The following is a 19,093-nucleotide window of genomic DNA, read 5'->3' on the forward strand; positions in this document are numbered from 1 at the left end:
CACCCATGGCAGGGCTTATCGCTGTATAGTGAAATATATAGCGAATTCTCGATGAACGGAACTGTGCTGCAGGCCTCGCTGGCAATGGGCTGCAACCGGCACATTAACCGGTGCAGCACCCGGCGCCGCGATCACGGTCGCGGCGCCGGGCGGTCAGCGCCGCTTGAGCTGCGCCAGGGTCTGTTCGGCCAGGCGCAGGGTCAACTCGTAGGCTGGCAGCTCCACCCCCAGGCGCAGGGCCTGCCCGGACCAGAGGTTGGCGAAGTCGGCATCGTCCTTGGCCTTCAGCGGCAGCAATGCTCCGCCGGCTCGGGGAAATGCCGGAGCCAGGGGGCTGATGGGACCGATTTCGCGCATCACCCGGTTGACGATGCCTCTGGCAGGGCGGCCGGTGAACAGGTTGGTCAGCGCAGTCTGGCTTTCCTTGGCGGTACGCAGGGCCCGGTGATGGGCAGCGCTGATGCTGGCTTCTGGAGTGAACAGGTAAGCGGTGCCCAGTTGTACCGCCGACGCGCCCAGGGCCAGGGCTGCGACAATGCCTCGGGCGTCGCCGATGCCACCAGCGGCGATCACCGGTACCTTCAGCGCATCGACGATCTGCGGCACCAGGGCCATGGTGCCCACCTGGCTGTTGAGGTCGTCGCTGAGGAAGATCGCCCGGTGACCACCGGCTTCGTAGCCCATGGCAATGACCGCGTCGCAGCCGCGCTCTTCGAGCCATAAGGCTTCGTCCACGGTGCTGGCCGACGAGAGCACCCTGGCCCCGGTGGCCTTGACCCTGGCCAGCAGCGCCGGCTCCGGCAATCCAAAGTGAAAACTCACCACCTCGGGCCGCAGCTCTTCCACCAACTGGCAACCGGCTTCGTCGAAGGGCGCCCGATTGCTGACCGGGGTTGGCGCATCGAAGTCGGCGCCCAGTTCCCGGTAGTAGGGTTGCAGGGCGTTCTTCCAGCGGCGCTCCTGTTCGCTGTCCACGGCTTGCACCTGATGGCAGAAGAAGTTCAGGTTCAGCGGGTGCCGAGTGGCCGAGCGAATGACCTGCACTTCCTGGCGAATCTGTTCCGGGGTGAGCATGGCGCATGGCAACGAGCCCAGGCCGCCGGCCCGGGACACGGCAATCACCATGGCGGAGCCGTTGGCGCCGGCCATGGGGGCTTGAATGATGGGCAGGTCGACGCCCAGCAGATCGAGGAGGCGACTATCGGTCCATTGGCTCATGTGCATGGTTCTCCGGCGGCAGGATTGGACGAGGCAGGCGATGGTTTTTAGCAGGAGAGGGGCGCCCTAGGCCAGCTGACTTTTCCCGGGTGGGCTCAAATACAGGCATTTACCGCGGTGGCAGGGTGGCTGTCGCGGAGGTTGATCCGACGCTAGACTGCGGCGGATATTTTCCCTCATCGCGGCGTAAGGAAGCTTGATCATGGAAGTAAAACTGCGCGAAGTATTGCCCTTCAGCGTCGCAGGCCTGCAAGTTCGCACCCTCAATGTCGAAGAGCAGCAGGCGGACAGTGCCAGGATCGGACCGATGTGGCAGCGCTTTTATGTCGATGGCCTGTTCGACAAAATCGGCCCTCGTCAGGCGGACTCTTTCGTCTATGGCGTCTATTCCAATTACGAGTCCGACGCTTCGGGGCATTTCGATGTGACCGCCGGTGTGGCAGTGACGAGTGCCTGTGCGGACTACCCCAACGTGGACATCCAGGGCGGTGATTATCTGGTGTTCAGCGCCAAGGGCGCGATGCCCGATTGCGTGATCCAGACCTGGGGCCTGATCTGGGCCTACTTCCAGGACAACCCGCAGGTGCAGCGCGCCTTCGCTACGGACTTTGAGGTTTATACCAGCGCCGATTCGGTGGCGATCTACATCGGGATTCAGGCCTCGGATGGCGTCTCGCGTTCCAGCAACTGACGCTTGCGTTCCACTCCCCAGCGGTAGCCTGAAAGATTGCCGTCGCTACGTACCACCCGGTGACAGGGGATCGCCACCGCCAGGGCGTTGGCCGCGCAGGCCTGGGCCACCGCACGCATGGCCTTGGGGGCACCAATGCGCTGGGCAATCTCGGCGTAGCTGGCGGTGCTGCCGGCGGGAATGCTTTTCAGGGCCTGCCACACCCGCTCCTGGAATGCGGTGCCGCGCAGGTCCAGGGGCAGGTCCAGGCCGAGGGCTGGCGCTTCGACAAAGCCCACGACCTGGGCGACCAGGCGTTCGAAATCAGCGTCGGCGCCGATCAGGTTGGCCCGGGGAAAGGTGTCTTGCAGTTCCTCCACCAACGGGTTGGGGTCGTCCCCCAGGAGGATGGCGCAGACACCCCGGTGACTCTGGGCTACCAGGATCGCTCCCAGGGAACATTGGCCCACGGCGAAGCGGATATCGGTGTTGGGCCCACCGGCGCGGTAGTCGCTGGGTTTCATGCCCAGCAACTGGTCCGCGGCTTCATAGAAGCGACTGTTGGAGTTGAAGCCGGCGTCGTACAGCGCTGTGGTCACCGAGTGTCCGCTTTGCAGATGGCCGCGGACTTTGCGCGAGCGTTGCGCATTGGCGTAGCCCCGCGGTGTGAGCCCGGTGGCAGCCTTGAACACCCGGTGGAAGTGATAGCTGCTGACGCCCGCGTGCTGCGCCAGTTGTTCCAGGCTGGGAGCCGATTCGGCAGCTTCAATCAGCCGGCAGGCGGCAGCCACCAGCGCCGCATGGTGCGCGGCGACCTGGGTCTGGTCGCTGGCTTGACGCTTGCTCGGACGATAGCCCGCCGCTTCGGCCTGTTGGGCGCTGTCGAAGAACTCGACGTTTTCCGCTTTCGGCAGGCGCGACAGGCTGCTGGGACGGCAGTACACCCCCGTGGTCCGCACGGCATAGACGAACCTGGCATCGGCGCTGGCGTCGCGTTTGAGCACGGCCTGCCAACGTGGGTCCTGTTCAATCTGTTGTTTGCGTGTCAGGGCATTCATGGTCGGTGCTCGACGGGGAGTGGCGGTCAGATTAACGGCCCGGGCCCCGTTCGGCACTCCGGGGCTTGCGGTTGAATTCCACGTCTCAGCCGGCGTGGCGAAAGGTCAGGTTGATCCGTTGCCGGCCGAGCAGGGAATGGCTGCCGTCCTTGAGGGGCAGCACCCCGTGATAGCGCAGGCGATCGACGCCGCCCCAGACCACCACATCACCGTGGAGCAACGGCACCCGCTGGCTCTTGTCGCCGCGCTGCTTGCCGCCGAAAAGAAAGATCGCCGGCAGACCAAGGGACAGGGAGACGATGGGCGCGCTGTAGTCGCGCTCGTTCTTGTCCTGGTGCAGGGACATCTTCGCTCCTGGCCGGTAGCAGTTGATCAGGCACGAGTCGGGATTGAAGCCTTTGAAATCGGCGGCATCGGCTGCCATCTCCGCCAGTTGTCGGAACACCTCGGGCATTGCCGGCCAGGGCCGTTGGCTCTGCGGATCAATGGGACTGTAGCGATAGCCGTTGCTGTCGGTGGTCCAGCCCAATTGGCCGCAACTGCTCAAACCGACAGACATGGTGAAGCCGCCTGGCGTGATCATGTGGCGAAACGGCGCCGAGGCAAGCACGGCGTCGAGCTGAGGCAGCAGTGCTTCGATCCAGGGGAGGGCGAAGCCGCGCAAGACCCTGGATTGTGGGCCCAGCGCTTCGATGCGGGCCGGCTGTTGCAGGTCGCTGTCACTGAACAGCCCGAGGTTGGCGGGCCCGCCGTTATTACAACGCATCGTGAAAAATCACTCCAAGTATGTGGCGCTGGCCGCTGTCAACGCGGCTGACACCATGGCGCAAGGTCACTCGATAGGGCCCGCGCGCTCCGACTACTGGGCGATGATGCACGGCGAATACCAGGCCATCACCCTGCTTCAGACCAATGACCTGTGGCCGTGATTGCATGCGCGGGCGCTGTTCGGTGAGCACCAGTTCGCCGCCGCTGAAATCGGTTCCCGGCTGTGAGAGCAGGAAGGCCACTTGCAGGGGGAAAACGTGTTCGCCATACAGATCCTGGTGCAGGCAGTTGTAGTCCCCAGGGCCATATTGCAGGAGCAATGGGGTCGGGCGCAGTTGCCCGGCGCCATGGCAGCGCTGGATGAATGCGCAATGCTCCGGCGGGTAGTGAACGTCGATGTTCATCAGGCGGTTCCAGCGGTTGGCCTGGTCGACAAGGCGCGGGTAGAGCAACTGGCGCAACTGCGCCACCGGGTCTGGCAGCGGATAACCGAAGTACTGATACTCGCCGCGGCCGAAACCATGGCGGGCCATGATCACTTTCGAGCGAAACAGCCCAGGGTTCTGGTAGAGACGGCTGAGGGCCTGGCACTGCGGCACCGTCAGCAGGCCTTCGAGCCGGGCGCAGCCGTCCTGGTCGAGGGCCTGCTCGATGCAGGCCCAATCCAGTTGTTGCAGGCGATCATGGAGCGATGAGGCGGGCATGGCGGGAGTGTCCTGGGCAGTAAGAGTCTGGCCAGTCTGCGGCTGGGGTGCCTGCTGAACACTCCGTTGCTTGTGCTTGAATCGGTCGCGGGGAGGGCGGCTCTACAACGCTTTGCTGACGCTGACGTCGCTGATGACGTCGTCGGACTGGCCATGCAGGGCTTCCAGGGCGGCCAGGGCCTCTTCCTGAGTGCCGTTTTCAAGCTGGGCAAATTCGAAGCGGCGCTCACCATTGAGCTTGTATTTGATGACGTACTTGGTGGTCTGGGGCACGGGGCTACCTGTTGTCGCGAGGAGTTTGGGGCTTAGCGCAGTTTCGAGCTGGAGCGACGAATGATGCGGATCGAGTGAGTCAGGTTCGGCTTGCGGGTCACGCTGATGGGGCGCCGGTTGACGGTGTCGATGGTGATATTCCAGAAGCCGGTGCTGGGGGCGGTGATCTTGGCGGGGAACTTGTCGAAGGCTCCGCCGTGATAGGTGTGACGGCCGCCATTCTTGAAGCTGCGGAAATTGGCGTCGCTCATCAGGCGAATGTTGCAGACCTGGGAGCATTCGATGACGACGATATCGTCTTCGTTCAGGTGCTCGCGCTGGTGGATGAATTTCATGGGCGCCTCCAGAAGGGCTATATCTACAAAAACAAAACGTTGGCGTGGGCGATGGCGCAGTTTATCAGGCCCAAAGGGTTATTATTCGGCCCCAGCCTCGGGCTTTGACAATTTAAAACAGTTATTTGGATTTTTATCGGCGATAAAGCCGTGCCTCTGGAGAAAAACAGCGCCTTTGCTGTCGGAGGGACTTTTATTGGAGATTTTATATGAAGCGCTGGGTGTGGGTTCTGGCCTTGGCCATCAGCGGTTGCGCCTCCGTCTCGGATATCAACCAGACGCCGCCGACCCTGAGCGTCATCTCTGGCAAGAAGCCCCAGGATTACGCCAAGTGCCTGTCCGGGAAGCTTTCCGACAGCCGTGGCGCACTGCAGGTCGAGCCGCGCAAGGAAGGTTACCGGGTGATCGTGCCCCAGAGCCTGTCGGCGGCTCCGGCGGCGGTGTTCTACATCGATGAACGCTCGGGCGGCAGTAGCATCAAACTGCACGAGCAAATGTCCAACAACCCCCTGCGGCCACAGGATGTGCGCAAGGCAGGAGAGGCCTGTATCTCTGGCTGACCCCAAGCCCAGGGCCTTGCCAGGGCCTGTGACTGCTCTGGTGAGCAGCAACAGCTAGCCGCACCAATTTCGCATTGTCGCTATGGATCGATTGCCCTACTATTTGTGTGCTTATTCCGACTGGGTCTAAGCATATAACTAGAATAATGGAGTCCATATGATCCCACTGGATCGAATGCTATTGAGTGGCCTGATGCTGCTGTTTGTGCAATCTGCCCACGCCGTGGATGGGCAGAAAGTTTTCACCCAGGGCGGCACCCAGCCAGGGGCAACAGCCTGCCAGGCCTGTCATGGGGCTGATGCGATGGGCCTCGCCCCCGCCGGGTTCCCGCGTCTTGCCGGCTTACCGGCAGGCTATCTCGCCAAACAGCTGCATGACTTTCGCAGCGGTGCGCGCAGCAGCCCGGTCATGCAGCCTCTTGCCAAGGCATTGAGCGAAGACGAAATCAGCGCCGTGACCGGCACCCTCGCGGCCATGCCCGGGCCGAAAGCCCAAGCGGTCGGCCGTAGTCAAGTCGCCAGCGGCGTCGGTGAGCGCCTGGCCTTGCGTGGCGCCTGGGAGCGGCAGGTTCCCGAATGTGTAAGTTGCCACGGGCCTGGCGGTGTCGGTGTCGGTGTGGCTTTTCCGCCCCTGGCCGGGCAGCCGGCCGGCTACCTGGTGGCGCAACTCAATGCCTGGCGTGATGGCAGTCGGCACAACGACCCCAATGACCTGATGGGGCATGTTGCCAAGTCCTTGAGTGCTGAAGAAGTCACCGCAGTGGCGGATTACTTTGCCAGCTTGAAACCTCAGGAGGCGCGGCCATGAAACCATTGATTGCAGGATCGTTGATGGCATTGCTTGCGGTTCAAGTGCAGGCGGCTTCCATTGCCATGGAAGATCAGTCGCAGATACCGGCGCCAAGCGCTTCCGCTCATGCCGAGTACTTCCAGTCGCCGGCCGAGAGTGAGTTGCCGGACAATGCCTACGGCAGGCTGGTGCGCGAAGGTCATGCCTTGTTTGTCGACACCAAGCGCCTGGCGCCGCAGTACGTGGGCAATGGGCTCAATTGCAGCAACTGTCACCTTGACCAGGGCCGTCTGGCCAACTCCGCGCCGCTTTGGGGCGCTTATCCGATGTACCCCGCCTACCGCAAGAAGAACGACAAGGTGAACACCTTTGCCGAACGCTTGCAGGGCTGCTTCCAGTTCAGCATGAATGGTGGCAAGCCGCCGGCGGCGGACAGTCCGGAGATTACCGCGCTGTCGGTATATGCCTACTGGTTGGCGAGCAAGGCGCCCCTGGGTGTGGAGTTGCCTGGAAGGGGGTACCCCGATGTGGCCCAGCCCGCTAAGGGCTATGACCTCAAGCAGGGCGCGGCGGTGTATCAGGCGCAGTGCGCGGTCTGCCATGGCGAGCAAGGCCAGGGCCAGAAAGCCGGGACGGACTATGTGATGCCGCCGCTCTGGGGCAAGGATTCCTATAACTGGGGAGCGGGGATGCATCGGATCAATACCGCAGCGTCCTTTATCAAGCACAACATGCCACTGGGCAAGGGCGGCAGCCTGAGCGACCAGCAGGCCTGGGACGTGGCAGCCTTCGTCAACAGCCACGAGCGGCCGCAGGATCCGCGCCTGGTGGAGGGCTCCATCGAGAAGACCCGAGTCAAATTCCACGCCAATGACGGGGTAAATTTGTACGGTCAGACGGTAGAGGGCGTGCTGATAGGCCAGGGCATCCGATAAACTATCCCTCATCGTCAACGATGCCGCCCGGGTTCAAACCTTGGCGGCATCGTCTTTTTGGGAGAAAGCATGAAGCGGGAACACGTCAGGGAAAAGCATGCAGAGGGCTTGATCTCTGCCACCCACGTGATTCAGAACCCGGCCAATTCCGGGGAATGGATTGTGTTTTTCAAGAAGAGCGCCGGGCGCAGCTACTTTCTGGTGGATGAGAGCGACGAGGTGGAATCCTTTTCCCGTCTTGACGATCTGATTGAAACCATTCGCGGCCTGGGCATCAAGTTCGCCGAGATTCACATGTAGTGGCGCGTTCGCCCACTACTTGCAGACGACTATCACGCTACGGCTTTTGTAGTTGCCAACGTCGACTCCCAGGGTCTTGTCACTTTCCTTGGGGGCAGGTGTGCCTTCGGTGCTGACGATCTGATAGCCAGTGCCGGCGCAGGACGCTTCGGCTTTTTCATAGCAACTGGCCCAGGAGCCGGCTTCCCCGGAGCAATCGATGCTCAGGCCTTGTTCGCCATTGGTCAGATAGGTGTTGGAAGCCGTGGCGCATCCGGTCAGAGCCAGTACAGCGGTGACTGCGAGAAGTCTGTTCATGGGGATTTCGTCGTCTGGAAGAGGGATGTCTTGGGGGGGGTGGGTATCGATGTGGCGATGCTATAGCTAATGGCCATTTCGGTACAGCGCATCACCTTAGTCCGCGAGCGTTGGCGAAAAGTGCCACGCCTGGATATGACGGACCTTGAATCGGGCATTTCGGGGGTATTTCGCTGCCATTGAAGGTGCCATCAGTGTCGCGTGGAAAATGCAATTGAGCGTGCCCTTATGGGCTTGCCCGGAAAGCGTCTCGACTTGGCCGGTCAAGGCGCTCAGGCACCGGTTTACAAGCCCTGTGAGGTGATGAAGGTTTACGCCATGCGCTATCTAGAGGATGCTGCGGAACTATCTGGCGCTTTATTTCTCTATGATGGCAGCGGTTAGCCAGCGCGGGGCATTGTAAGGTGCACGCCGCCTGATTAGACTGCGCCGAAACTCGTACGCACAGCCTTTTTAAGGACTCATATGATCAAGAAATGCTTGTTCCCAGCAGCCGGTTACGGTACTCGCTTCCTGCCAGCGACTAAAGCCATGCCTAAAGAAATGCTGCCGGTGGTGAACAAGCCACTGATCCAGTACGGCGTTGAAGAAGCGCTGGATGCTGGACTGACTGAAATCTCCATAGTGACCGGCCGTGGCAAGCGCGCCCTCGAAGACCACTTCGACATCAGTTACGAGTTGGAAAACCAGATCAAGGGCACCGATAAGGAAAAATACCTGGTCGGTATCCGCAAACTGCTGGACGAGTGCTCGTTCTCCTACACTCGCCAGACCGAAATGAAAGGTCTGGGCCACGCCATTCTTACCGGTCGCCCGCTGATCGGTGACGAACCCTTCGCCGTGGTGCTGGCGGACGACCTGTGCGTCAACCTTGAAGGCGACGGCGTACTGACCCAGATGGTCAAGCTGTACAAGCAGTTCCGCTGCTCGATCGTGGCCATCCAGGAAGTCGATCCGCAGGAAACCAACAAGTATGGCGTGATCGCCGGCGAGATGATCCGTGACGACATCTACCGCGTTCACAGCATGGTCGAGAAGCCAAAACCGGAAGACGCTCCATCGAACCTGGCGATCATCGGTCGTTACATTCTGACTCCGGATATCTTCGATCTGATCGAGCAGACCGAGCCGGGCAAGGGGGGGGAAATCCAGATCACCGACGCCCTGATGAAGCAGGCGCAGAACGGCTGTGTAATGGCCTACAAGTTCAAGGGCAAGCGTTTCGACTGTGGTGGCGCCGAGGGTTACATCGACGCGACCAACTTCTGCTTCGAGAACTTCTACAAGACCGGTAAGGCGTACTGATAGCTGCTGCACGGGTTTGTCGGAAAAGCCACCTTCGGGTGGCTTTTTCATTTGTCGTCCTTATGTAGATCCTCTGCGCTGACCCAATCGCCATCTGCGGTTATGCTTGTCAGCCTGCCTGGGAGAGTGAAATGGCCTACGATTTTGATCTTTATGTAATTGGTGCCGGTTCCGGCGGTGTGCGTTGCGCGCGCTTTGCCGCGGGTTTCGGGGCGAAAGTCGCGGTGGCCGAAAGCCGCTATCTGGGCGGTACCTGTGTCAACGTCGGCTGTGTGCCGAAAAAACTCCTGGTGTACGGTGCCCACTTCGCTGAAGACTTCGAGCAGTCCTCGGGTTTTGGCTGGTCCCTGGGCGAGGCGGACTTTGATTGGGCGACCCTGATCGCCAACAAGGATCGCGAAATCAATCGCCTTAACGGCATCTACCGCAATCTGCTGGTCAACAGTGGTGTGACCCTGCACGAAGGCCATGCCAAGTTGATCGATCCCCATCAGGTGGAGGTCAATGGCCAGCGCTACAGTGCCCGGCACATCCTGATTGCCACGGGCGGCTGGCCGCAGATTCCGGATATTCCCGGCCGCGAGCATGCCATCAGTTCCAATGAGGCGTTCTTCCTCAAGGCTTTGCCCAAGCGTGTCCTGGTGGTGGGCGGTGGTTATATTGCGGTGGAGTTTGCCGGGATCTTCCACGGCCTGGGTGCCGATACCCAGTTGCTGTATCGCGGTGATCTGTTCCTGCGTGGCTTTGATGGCGCGGTGCGCAAGCACTTGCAGGAAGAGCTGACCAAGCGCGGCCTGGGGCTGCAATTCAATGCGGATATCGAGCGCATCGACAAGCTGGCCGATGGCAGCCTGGAGGTCACCCTCAAGGATGGTCGCAAGCTAGTGACGGATTGCGTGTTCTACGCTACTGGGCGTCGGCCGATGCTCGACAACCTGGGGCTGGAGAATACCGGCGTCAAACTCGATAAGCGCGGCTTTATCGAGGTTGACGATCAGTACCAGAGCAGCGAGCCGTCGATTCTGGCCATTGGCGATGTGATTGGGCGTGTGCAACTGACGCCTGTGGCCCTGGCGGAAGGCATGGCTGTGGCTCGGCGTCTGTTCAAGCCGGAACAGTACCGCCCGGTGGATTACCGGATGATTCCGACGGCGGTCTTCAGCTTGCCGAATATCGGCACCGTTGGCTTGACCGAAGAGCAGGCGCGCGAGGCGGGGCACAAGGTGCAGATTTTCGAAAGCCGCTTCCGGCCGATGAAGCTGACCCTGACCGACTGCCAGGAGCGCACCTTGATGAAGCTGGTGGTGGACGCCGACAGTGACAAGGTGCTGGGGTGCCACATGGTTGGGCCTGATGCCGGGGAAATCGTCCAAGGCCTGGCGATCGCCCTGAAGGCGGGAGCCACCAAGCGCGATTTCGACGAAACCATCGGGGTGCATCCGACGGCTGCCGAAGAGTTCGTTACCATGCGTACCCCTGTCGCGGACTGATCACGAGTCCGCGGGTGTGTCTGGCTGCGCCTTGGTTGCCGCAGCCAGGCGCAGCGCCTCGAGGCCGGCCTCGGCCTTGGTGGCGCGCAACTCCATCTCCTTGCTCAATCGAGCCTGTTTGTCGGCTCTTTCCTTGAGTGCCTGAATCTCCTCCGAGGCGACGCGCAAGCGTTCCTGAAGCAGGGTGCCGGCGCTGTCCTGGCGCGCCAGTTGTTCGTTAAGCAGTGCCTGCGATACAGCGCTCTTGCTCGCTGCGTCCTGGGCCTGCTTGAGCTCCTTGTGGGTGGCTCGCTGCTCGCTGAGCAGGCGTTCGTTGTCGCGATGCAGTTGGGTGATTTCGTCCTGGCGTACCAGTGCGCTCTGCTGAGCCTGGCGCAGCTCCATCTGCACCTGTTGGATCTGGCCTTCGTGGCGACGCAGTTCCTGTTCGCGTTGTTCCTTGCTGGCGGCGCGGTAGTGCTCTAGAGCGTCCCTTGCATGCAGGTGTTTTTCTTCCAGGGAGCGGATCTGTTGCTCCTTGTCTTCCAGGCGCAGGTGGCAATCCTTCAAAGCCTGATTGAGTTCGGCGTTGCGGGTTTGTTCGCTCTGCAGCATGGAGCGGGTGTCTTGCAGGGCGGCACTTTCCCCGGCCAGGGCGCTGGCCTGGATCTGTAGCTGCTGATGCAGTTGTTCCTGGGTGTGCCGCGCTTGCTCCAGTTGTTGCTCGAAGGCCTGCTTCTGTTGTTCGGAGTGGGCGAGGGCCTGTTCCAGAGGTTCCTGGGCCTGCTCTTGCAGGCGTTGAGCCAGTCGTCCTACCAGTTCACTCAACTCCTCATCCAGTGGCACCGGGCCCGCATCTCGGCGGCTGGTGCCGTCATCCAGCTCCTTCAAATAGCGGTGGATGGTGGTTTTCGAGCCGGTATTGCCCATTTCTATGCGTACTGCATCGATGCTGGGGTGTTCGCCGCGGGCAAGAATCGCCTGACGCGCTTTCTTCACCACCGCCTTGTTTATGCCTCCGCGAGCCATGGCTCCTCCAACGATTTAATACTGTGATACATGGTATGTAATTAATGATTATTGTACAGGTAGGCAAAGTTTCAAGATAGAGAGAATATGACCTGGGATATTGTAGTATTACCCAGTGTCATGGGGCGTTCGGCGCTTCTTTGTCTTTTCGCTGGCGTACATCTGTCGGGGTTGAACTGTCATGAGTGAGCTGGAGCGTTACCTGCAAGCCGCTACCCGCGATAACACCCGTCGCAGTTATCGGGCGGCGATCGAGCATTTCGAGGTGCAGTGGGGCGGGTTCCTACCGACGACGGCGGAGAGCGTGGCCCGTTATCTCGCGGCTTACGCCGGGGAGTTGTCGATCAACACCCTGAGGTTGCGCCTTTCTGCACTGGCTCAATGGCACAACAGCCAGGGTTTTGCCGATCCGACCAAGGCGCCAGTGGTACGCCAGGTGTTCAAGGGCATTCGTGCGTTGCATCCAGTGCGCGAGAAACAAGCCGAGCCCTTGCAGTTGCAGCATCTGGAGCAGGTGATTGCCTGGCTTGACGAGGAGGGTACAGCCGCTGCCGCCGAAGGCCGTCAGGCCGACCTGTTACGAGCGCGCCGCGACCGGGCGCTGATCCTGCTGGGGTTTTGGCGGGGTTTTCGCAGTGATGAACTGTGTCGCCTGCAGGTCGAGGATGTGCAAGCCATGGCCGGTTCCGGCATCAGCCTCTATCTGCCGCGCAGCAAGGGTGATCGCGACAATCTGGGGCGCACCTTTCACACGCCGGCGCTGCAGCGTCTGTGTCCGGTACAGGCCTATGTCGACTGGATCAACGGCGCCGCACTGGTGCGCGGCCCAGTGTTTCGCAGCATCGACCGCTGGGGCCACCTGAGCGAACAGGGGCTGCACGCCAATAGCGTGATTCCGTTGCTGCGCCAGGCTCTGGAGCGCGCCGGCATCGACGCCGAGCATTACACCAGCCACTCCCTGCGCCGTGGTTTTGCCACCTGGGCCCACCGCAGCGGTTGGGACCTCAAGTCCCTGATGAGCTATGTGGGCTGGAAGGACCTGAAGTCCGCCATGCGCTATGTCGAGGCCAGCCCGTTCATGGGTATGGCGCTGATTGATCCGAAGCCGGTTCGCCAGTAGTCAGAGGTTTCTTCTATTAATACTGTCGGCTGATAGCCAAAACCAATCGGTAGCATCAGGTTTGCCAATGAGCCAAGCGGAGACTCATTGGTTAGGATTCTCTCCATCAAGTTTTCACCCAATGTTTTCAACCACTGATGGAGAGTCAACGATGCCTATCATCAACAGCCAAGTTAAACCGTTCAAAGCTACCGCATTCAAAAACGGCGCATTCGTCGAAGTGTCGGACGCTGATCTGAAAGGCAAATGGTCTGTCGTGTTCTTCTACCCGGCTGACTTCACCTTCGTTTGCCCAACCGAGCTGGAAGACCTGGCCGACAACTACGCCGAGTTCCAGAAGCTGGGTGTTGAGATCTACAGCGTTTCCACCGACACCCACTTTGCTCACGCTGCCTGGCACAACACCTCGCCAGCCATCGGCAAGATCCAGTACACCATGATCGGCGACCCAACCCTGGCCATCTCTCGCAACTTCGACGTGTTGATCGAAGAAGCCGGTCTGGCTGACCGCGGCACCTTCGTGATCAACCCGGAAGGCCAGATCAAGATCGTTGAAATCAACGATGGCGGCGTAGGCCGTGACGCTTCCGAGCTGCTGCGCAAGATCAAGGCCGCTCAATACGTTGCCGCGCACCCAGGCGAAGTCTGCCCAGCCAAGTGGAAAGAAGGTGAGGCCACCCTGGCTCCGTCCCTGGACCTGGTCGGCAAGATCTAAGTCCATGTTTGACTCCAGGGCGGTGATCCGCACCTAAGTAAGCTGCACCGCCCCCAAAACGCCCGGGCGAGATTCGCTCGGGCGTTTTTTTTTACCGAATCATCTCTTTATTCAGAACATGGAAATCGCCCGTATGTTGGACGCCAATCTTAAAGCTCAGTTGAAGTCATACCTGGAACGGGTCACCCAGCCGATCGAGATCGTCGCCTCCCTCGACGACGGTGCGAAATCCCAGGAAATGCTCGAGTTACTCAAAGACATTGTCAGTCTTTCCAACCAGATTACGTTGCTCGACAACGGTACCGATGGGCGCAAGCCGTCGTACTCGTTGAATCGCCCGGGAAGTGATATCAGCCTGCGTTTCGCCGGCATTCCCATGGGCCACGAATTCACCTCGCTGGTGCTGGCCCTGTTGCAAGTCGGCGGTCACCCATCGAAAGCCAGCGCTGAAGTGATCGAACAGATCCGCTCGCTCAAAGGTGAGTTCAACTTCGAGACCTACTTCTCGCTGTCTTGCCAGAACTGCCCGGACGTGGTCCAGGCCCTGAACCTGATGGCGGTGCTCAACCCGAACATCCGTCATGTGGCGATCGACGGCGCGCTGTTCCAGGCCGAAGTTGATGAACGCAAGGTCATGGCGGTGCCCAGTGTCTACCTCAATGGCGTGAACTTCGGCCAGGGTCGCATGGGGTTGGAAGAGATCCTCGCCAAACTCGACACCGGTGCGGTAGAGAAGCAGGCGCAGAAGCTCAACGCCAAAGAGGCCTTCGATGTGCTGGTGGTCGGCGGCGGTCCAGCCGGCGCTGCGGCAGCCATCTACGCCGCTCGTAAAGGCATTCGTACCGGGGTCGCGGCCGAGCGCTTCGGCGGCCAGGTACTGGATACCATGGCCATCGAGAACTTTGTTTCGGTGAAAGAGACCGAAGGGCCAAAACTGGCCGCGGCACTCGAAGAGCACGTCAAGCAATACGACGTCGACATCATGAACCTGCAGCGTGCCAGTGCCCTGGTGCCGGCCAAGGAAGTGGGCGGTCTGCATGAGATTCAGTTTGAAAGCGGCGCCAGCCTGAAGGCCAAGTCGGTGATCCTGGCGACGGGTGCCCGCTGGCGTGAAATGGGTGTGCCGGGTGAGCAGGAGTACAAGGCCAAGGGCGTGTGTTTCTGCCCGCACTGCGATGGTCCGCTGTTCAAAGGCAAGCGTGTGGCGGTGATTGGTGGCGGTAACTCCGGCGTCGAAGCGGCGATCGACCTGGCGGGTATCGTCAGCCACGTAACCTTGCTGGAGTTCGACAGCAAGCTGCGGGCCGATGCCGTGTTGCAACGCAAGCTGTACAGCCTGGCCAACGTCAAGGTCATCACCAGTGCCCTGACCAGTGAAGTGAAGGGTGATGGGCAGAAGGTCACCGGCCTGGCCTACAAGGATCGCGATTCGGGTGAGTTCCACACGGTGGACCTGGAAGGCATCTTTGTGCAGATCGGCCTATTGCCCAACACCGATTGGCTCAAGGGCGCGGTGGAACTGTCGCCCCGTGGCGAGATCATCGTCGATGCCCGTGGCGAGACTTCGCTGCCTGGAGTATTTGCTGCCGGTGACGTAACGACAGTGCCCTTCAAGCAGATCGTGATTGCGGTGGGCGAGGGCGCCAAGGCCTCCCTCAGTGCATTCGATCACTTGATCCGCACATCAGCACCGGCTTGATCGGCCGCTGAAAAAACAAAACCCCATGAGCTTGGCTCATGGGGTTTTTTATTGCTGTGCTGGTAGGCGTCGGTTGGCCGCTGAAGAGGCCCTTGGGCCTTGCGCCGTTGAGGACGCGTTCGCTGGCAGGCCAGCGCCTACACAGGCCGGCTCTGTACCGGCAAAGGGTTACAGCGGCGCCGGCTGGATGATCTCGACCCAGTAGCCATCCGGGTCCTTGATGAAGGCCAGGCTCTTCATGCGGCCGTCATTCAGGCGCTTCTGGAAGTCGCAGCCCAGGGTCTCGAAACGTTCGCAGGCAGCGACAATGTCCGGCACCGAGATGCAGATATGACCAAAGCCACGCGGGTCGGTGTTGCCGTTGTGATAGGCGAAGTCCGGGTCGTTCTCGGTGCCGTGGTTGTGGGTCAGTTCGAGAATTCCGGGGATCGACTTCATCCATTCGGTACGGGCCGCAGCGTCGGCCGGAATCTGCGACTTGTCCACCAGTGCGAGGAAGTACAGGCTGAATTCGGCTTCGGGGAAATCGCGTTTTTCCACCAGGGAAAAGCCCAGGACCCGGGTGTAGAAGTCCAGGGAGCGAGTGATGTCCTTGACCCGCAGCATGGTGTGGTTGAACACGAAACGGGCAGTGGCTGGGTCCGGTTGGGCAGTCACGCCGGGGAAAGTGTTGAGTTCGTTAAGGCTCATGGGCCCTCCAGAAGAAAGTGCGGCAAAGGCTTCCCGCGAGGGTGGGGAAGTCCTTGGCAGGCAATGGTTCGGACATCCTTGGAATCGGGCAATGATACGCAATTGGGCAGGATGGCGCCAAACCCAAAGCTCCTGATCTATTGCCCATTCCTGGCGCCAGGCTCAGACTTCAAGGCCTGTTCCTCAAGTGTGCCAGTCCATGATCGAGTCGTTTAGAACCCAGGCTGCGGGCCTGTTGCTGCTGATGTTTGCGGGCGCTGTCCAGGCGCAACCGGAGGTTGCCTGGCCCGAGGGCTGGACCGTGGAGCCAGTGCCCGTCCAGGAGGCGGATCAGGCCGCCCAGGTTTCCCGGCAGCGGGCGGTGAAGAACGATGCCGCGGGCAATCCGCAACTGGTCATGGAGTTGACCATGACCCAGGTGGAGAGTGGGCATGTAGTCAATCTTCAAGGGGTATTGCTGGAAATGCGCAAGTCGGTACAGAAAGACTTTGCCCGAGGCGGATATCAGAGTGTCTGTAACAAGATTCATGCCGCGCAGTTGAGTCGTCTCGACGCTCTGGAGACCACTTGTACCATTACCCAGAATGGGCGACATGTGTTGTCGCAAACACTGGTGGCGGCGCTGGATGGGGATAAGGCTTATGTACTTTCATACGCCGGCCAAGCAGCGGCTTATGCCGACAGTCAGGATCAAATACTCGCTGTACGAAATAGCCTCAAACTTTAAGGAAAAATCTGAAATAGTCGGTTTGCTTTTCGCGTGTGGCGAGTTCGTTATCGAAAAGGCATTAAGCGAGTAGTTGGTTCGGGGCTGGCCTTATTGCAAGGTCTATCATGGGCTGGCTCATCGCCAGCAGCTGGGCTGGATCTTCCCTTAGATTCAAGTCGTAATAAGAATATTCTTATCAATGTAAAAGGCCCTGCATATGCAGGGCCTTTTTCAGGTTGCGGCTTTGTTCAAGCGCGCAGCCAGGAATCCACAGTGGCAGCACCGTACTGTTCTTTCCAAGCTTTCAGGCCGCGATGATTGCCGCCCTTGGTTTCAATCAGTTCACCGGTGTGCGGGTTCTGATAGACCTTCACCACGCGTGCGCGGCGCTGTTTAGGGGCGTTGGCTTGTGGCAGGCCGCCTTTGCCCAGGTTGGGATCAAGGATTGCGATGATGTCACGCAAACTCTTGTCGTAGGATTTCATCAGGGCCTGGAGTTTCTCTTCGAACTCGATTTCCTTTTTGAGTCCGGCGTCATTCTTCAGGGATTCAAGCTGCGCGAGCTGTTCTTGAAGTGCTTTTTCTGCAGCACGAAATTCAGCAAGTCTGGACAATATCTTCACTCCAATAGTCTATTTTGGCTGATACAAACCACAAACAAAGCTATAAGCCATAAGCCGGTTAAGGCTCGATTAAGTGGCCTACCTGTGAATCTTGTACAGGCGGGAAAAATTGTAGTAGTTAATGGCGCGCGAGTAAATCAGGTTGTTCTTGTTCAAGCCTGTATTTGCCAATTTAATCAAATTGGTGCATGTCCCGAGTTATCGGTATCGAGTACTTGATGTTCTGGTATGGCCATTTAATGGCGCGCAACGGTCGCAACAAATTCTGCACTGGGCATGGGGCGTCCGAATAAATAACCCTGCAGGAAATCCACCCCTTGAGCTGCGAGGTAATCCCGTTGTTCGGCAGTTTCAATACCTTCGGCGACGATGCCCAGATCGAGTTTGGCCGAGAGTTGGATAATGCTGTCGAGTATATGCAGCGACAGTGCGTCGGCACCGATCATGGCGACGAAGCTCTGATCGATCTTCAAGTAATCGACATTGAACTGACGCAGATAACCCAGACTGGAATGCCCGGTGCCGAAGTCGTCGATGGCGATCATTACCCCGAGCTCATGCAAGGCGGCAAACAGCTGCAGGGTGGTGGCCGTGGGCTCGATCAGCTCGCGTTCGGTCAACTCCAGTACCAGGATCACTTTGCCGGGAGGGAAGGCGGCGAGAAACTCCCGACAGTCCTCCAGCAACTGCAGGTCATGACAGTGACTGGCGGTGATGTTGATGCCGATATGAAAACCGTCAGTGAAGTCGGCAGCGTGGGGGGCCAACGCCTGCATCGTCTGCTGCATCAGTGAACGAGTCATGGGCACGATCAGCCCCGAGTGTTCGGCGAAGGGGATGAACAGGTCCGGACGCACCAGCCCCTCTTTCGGATGTTGCCAGCGCATCAGCACTTCAATGCCGGCCCATTGCAGCGTGTCGCCGCGCACCACCGGCTGAAAGTATGGAATGAATTCCCGGGCTTCCAGTGCCCGGCGCAATTCATGGCTGGGAGAGGCGGAGCGCTTTTGCAGCCAATGGGCCAGGACACCGGCGGCGGCACCGAGAAACACCAGCAGGCTGAACAACGCCGGATACTGGCTTTTCATGTATTTCCAGGTGTCCCCCTCGGGAAATCCGGCACTGACGCTGTAGGGATAGCGTGATGAGCTTAATTGCTCGCTGGCCACTGCTGCCAGTGGCGGCGCGCCGTCGTGGACCCTGCCGTCACTGGACAACCAGTGCTCGCCCACCTGCAGTTGCAAATGGGCGAAGCGGCTGATCAGGCGCAGGGCGTTGGTCAGGTGATAACCGTCGATGGTCGCCAGGGCCGAGCGCTCGCCCTCACTCCAGCGGTAGACCAGCAGCGCGGTGTTGGGGGTGATGGGGTTGCCACTCATGAGCCAGAGCCGGCCATCAACGTAGTCCCGGGGCTCGAGGGGTACCGGATAGTTGCCCAGCAATGAACTGCAATAGTTGTTGTTGCGCCACACCAGGTTGGTCGAGCGCACGAATGGCCGGCGAGTCACCTGGTCGCGCAGGGCCAGTTGCCGGACCTCGTCGCACTCCAGGCCTGCCTGGGGCAGCAGCGCCCTGGCGGCGATGTCGGTGTTGTCCAGCATCAGGTCGAACTGGCGAATGGCTTCTTCGGCGGTTTCCAGGCTACTGCGTACCAGCGCTCGTTCGGCCTGGGCATAGAGAATGACGCCCCCCAGTGCGATGGGGAGCACAATCGCCAGCAATGTCCAGAGTGTGCGGGTAGAGCGCTTTAGCGGACCTTTGGCGGTCAGGGGCATGGATCGAACCTGTGGAAGAGGAGGGGCCTGCCAGCGTGTGGCTGCCGCAGC

At 60.0% G+C, this 19,093-nt stretch carries 22 protein-coding genes; 11 read left to right on the forward strand and 11 right to left on the reverse strand.

The window, feature by feature from the left end; all coding sequences use genetic code 11:
- Window positions 1-153: 153 nt before the first annotated feature.
- The gene (locus tag FW796_RS26425; RefSeq protein ID WP_446440344.1) at window positions 154-1,218 is read right to left on the reverse strand and encodes an NAD(P)H-dependent flavin oxidoreductase; all 1,065 of its coding nucleotides are present in this window, start codon (window positions 1,216-1,218) and stop codon (window positions 154-156) included.
- A 202-nt stretch (window positions 1,219-1,420) separates the two neighbouring features.
- On the opposite strand from FW796_RS26425, the gene FW796_RS26430 reads away from it, so the two are divergent.
- On the forward strand, window positions 1,421-1,909 hold the full coding sequence (locus FW796_RS26430) for a GyrI-like domain-containing protein (protein ID WP_446440345.1): 489 nt from the start codon (window positions 1,421-1,423) through the stop codon (window positions 1,907-1,909).
- On the opposite strand, the gene ada is transcribed toward FW796_RS26430, so the two are convergent.
- From ada to FW796_RS26455, 5 genes are all read right to left on the reverse strand, one after another.
- Window positions 1,873-2,946 (reverse strand): bifunctional DNA-binding transcriptional regulator/O6-methylguanine-DNA methyltransferase Ada, encoded by a 1,074-nt coding sequence (ada, locus tag FW796_RS26435; protein WP_446440346.1) that lies wholly within the window; start codon window positions 2,944-2,946, stop codon window positions 1,873-1,875. The two genes, FW796_RS26430 and ada, sit on opposite strands and share 37 nt — an antisense overlap.
- 85 nt (window positions 2,947-3,031) lie before the next feature.
- Window positions 3,032-3,712 (reverse strand): DNA oxidative demethylase AlkB, encoded by a 681-nt coding sequence (gene alkB / locus FW796_RS26440; protein WP_446440347.1) that lies wholly within the window; start codon window positions 3,710-3,712, stop codon window positions 3,032-3,034.
- Window positions 3,702-4,418, reverse strand: a complete 717-nt coding sequence (locus FW796_RS26445) for a 2OG-Fe(II) oxygenase (RefSeq protein ID WP_446440348.1) — start codon at window positions 4,416-4,418, stop codon at window positions 3,702-3,704. Before FW796_RS26445 ends, alkB begins: the two co-directional genes overlap by 11 nt.
- Window positions 4,419-4,520: 102 nt before the next feature.
- On the reverse strand, window positions 4,521-4,691 hold the full coding sequence (locus FW796_RS26450; protein WP_317068900.1) for a hypothetical protein: 171 nt from the start codon (window positions 4,689-4,691) through the stop codon (window positions 4,521-4,523).
- Window positions 4,692-4,723: 32 nt separating this feature from the next.
- On the reverse strand, window positions 4,724-5,026 hold the full coding sequence (locus FW796_RS26455) for a DUF1883 domain-containing protein (protein ID WP_011061687.1): 303 nt from the start codon (window positions 5,024-5,026) through the stop codon (window positions 4,724-4,726).
- Window positions 5,027-5,235: 209 nt separating this feature from the next.
- Between FW796_RS26455 and FW796_RS26460 the strand changes: the two genes are divergently transcribed.
- The 4 genes from FW796_RS26460 to FW796_RS26475 all read left to right on the forward strand — a co-directional run bounded on the left by FW796_RS26460 (window position 5,236) and on the right by FW796_RS26475 (window position 7,611).
- Window positions 5,236-5,586, forward strand: a complete 351-nt coding sequence (locus FW796_RS26460) for a hypothetical protein (RefSeq protein ID WP_346635436.1) — start codon at window positions 5,236-5,238, stop codon at window positions 5,584-5,586.
- A 157-nt stretch (window positions 5,587-5,743) separates the two neighbouring features.
- Entirely contained in the window at window positions 5,744-6,394 is a 651-nt protein-coding gene (locus FW796_RS26465) for a c-type cytochrome (protein WP_446440349.1), read from the forward strand.
- Window positions 6,395-6,459: 65 nt separating this feature from the next.
- Window positions 6,460-7,311, forward strand: coding sequence for a c-type cytochrome (locus tag FW796_RS26470; protein WP_430962747.1), 852 nt, complete (start codon window positions 6,460-6,462; stop codon window positions 7,309-7,311).
- A 69-nt stretch (window positions 7,312-7,380) separates the two neighbouring features.
- A complete protein-coding gene (locus tag FW796_RS26475) occupies window positions 7,381-7,611 on the forward strand; it encodes a hypothetical protein (protein ID WP_102863256.1) in 231 nt (76 codons plus the stop codon).
- 15 nt (window positions 7,612-7,626) lie between these two features.
- On the opposite strand, the gene FW796_RS26480 is transcribed toward FW796_RS26475, so the two are convergent.
- Window positions 7,627-7,908, reverse strand: a complete 282-nt coding sequence (locus FW796_RS26480) for a hypothetical protein (protein ID WP_102863257.1) — start codon at window positions 7,906-7,908, stop codon at window positions 7,627-7,629.
- 465 nt (window positions 7,909-8,373) lie between these two features.
- Between FW796_RS26480 and galU the strand changes: the two genes are divergently transcribed.
- Window positions 8,374-9,213, forward strand: a complete 840-nt coding sequence (galU, locus tag FW796_RS26485; RefSeq protein WP_003182953.1) for a UTP--glucose-1-phosphate uridylyltransferase GalU — start codon at window positions 8,374-8,376, stop codon at window positions 9,211-9,213.
- A gap of 131 nt (window positions 9,214-9,344) precedes the next feature.
- On the forward strand, window positions 9,345-10,703 hold the full coding sequence (gene gorA / locus FW796_RS26490; RefSeq protein ID WP_404937027.1) for a glutathione-disulfide reductase: 1,359 nt from the start codon (window positions 9,345-9,347) through the stop codon (window positions 10,701-10,703).
- Here the strand turns inward: gorA and FW796_RS26495 are convergent, their stop codons facing one another.
- On the reverse strand, window positions 10,704-11,711 hold the full coding sequence (locus FW796_RS26495) for a DNA-binding protein (RefSeq protein ID WP_346635432.1): 1,008 nt from the start codon (window positions 11,709-11,711) through the stop codon (window positions 10,704-10,706). It abuts the gene before it with no gap.
- A gap of 181 nt (window positions 11,712-11,892) precedes the next feature.
- On the opposite strand from FW796_RS26495, the gene FW796_RS26500 reads away from it, so the two are divergent.
- From FW796_RS26500 to ahpF, 3 genes are all read left to right on the forward strand, one after another.
- Window positions 11,893-12,831, forward strand: coding sequence for a site-specific integrase (locus tag FW796_RS26500; RefSeq protein WP_446440350.1), 939 nt, complete (start codon window positions 11,893-11,895; stop codon window positions 12,829-12,831).
- Between the two features lie 151 nt (window positions 12,832-12,982).
- On the forward strand, window positions 12,983-13,546 hold the full coding sequence (ahpC, locus tag FW796_RS26505) for an alkyl hydroperoxide reductase subunit C (RefSeq protein ID WP_011061677.1): 564 nt from the start codon (window positions 12,983-12,985) through the stop codon (window positions 13,544-13,546).
- 133 nt (window positions 13,547-13,679) lie between these two features.
- A complete protein-coding gene (gene ahpF / locus FW796_RS26510) occupies window positions 13,680-15,245 on the forward strand; it encodes an alkyl hydroperoxide reductase subunit F (protein ID WP_446440351.1) in 1,566 nt (521 codons plus the stop codon).
- A gap of 168 nt (window positions 15,246-15,413) precedes the next feature.
- Here the strand turns inward: ahpF and gloA are convergent, their stop codons facing one another.
- Window positions 15,414-15,935 carry a lactoylglutathione lyase gene (gene gloA, locus FW796_RS26515; protein ID WP_346635429.1) on the reverse strand — a complete coding sequence of 174 codons (522 nt, stop codon included), beginning with the start codon at window positions 15,933-15,935 and terminating at the stop codon, window positions 15,414-15,416.
- Between the two features lie 199 nt (window positions 15,936-16,134).
- On the opposite strand from gloA, the gene FW796_RS26520 reads away from it, so the two are divergent.
- Complete coding sequence (locus tag FW796_RS26520) at window positions 16,135-16,662, forward strand: DUF4946 domain-containing protein (RefSeq protein WP_446440352.1); 528 nt, start codon at window positions 16,135-16,137, stop codon at window positions 16,660-16,662.
- 230 nt (window positions 16,663-16,892) lie between these two features.
- Here FW796_RS26520 and FW796_RS26525 read toward each other — a convergent pair whose 3' ends face one another.
- Window positions 16,893-17,258 (reverse strand): histone-like nucleoid-structuring protein, MvaT/MvaU family, encoded by a 366-nt coding sequence (locus tag FW796_RS26525; RefSeq protein WP_123725488.1) that lies wholly within the window; start codon window positions 17,256-17,258, stop codon window positions 16,893-16,895.
- Between the two features lie 245 nt (window positions 17,259-17,503).
- Complete coding sequence (locus tag FW796_RS26530) at window positions 17,504-19,042, reverse strand: EAL domain-containing protein (RefSeq protein WP_446440353.1); 1,539 nt, start codon at window positions 19,040-19,042, stop codon at window positions 17,504-17,506.
- Between the last annotated feature and the right edge of the window lie 51 nt (window positions 19,043-19,093).

The organism is Pseudomonas sp. 910_21 (assembly GCF_052850735.1).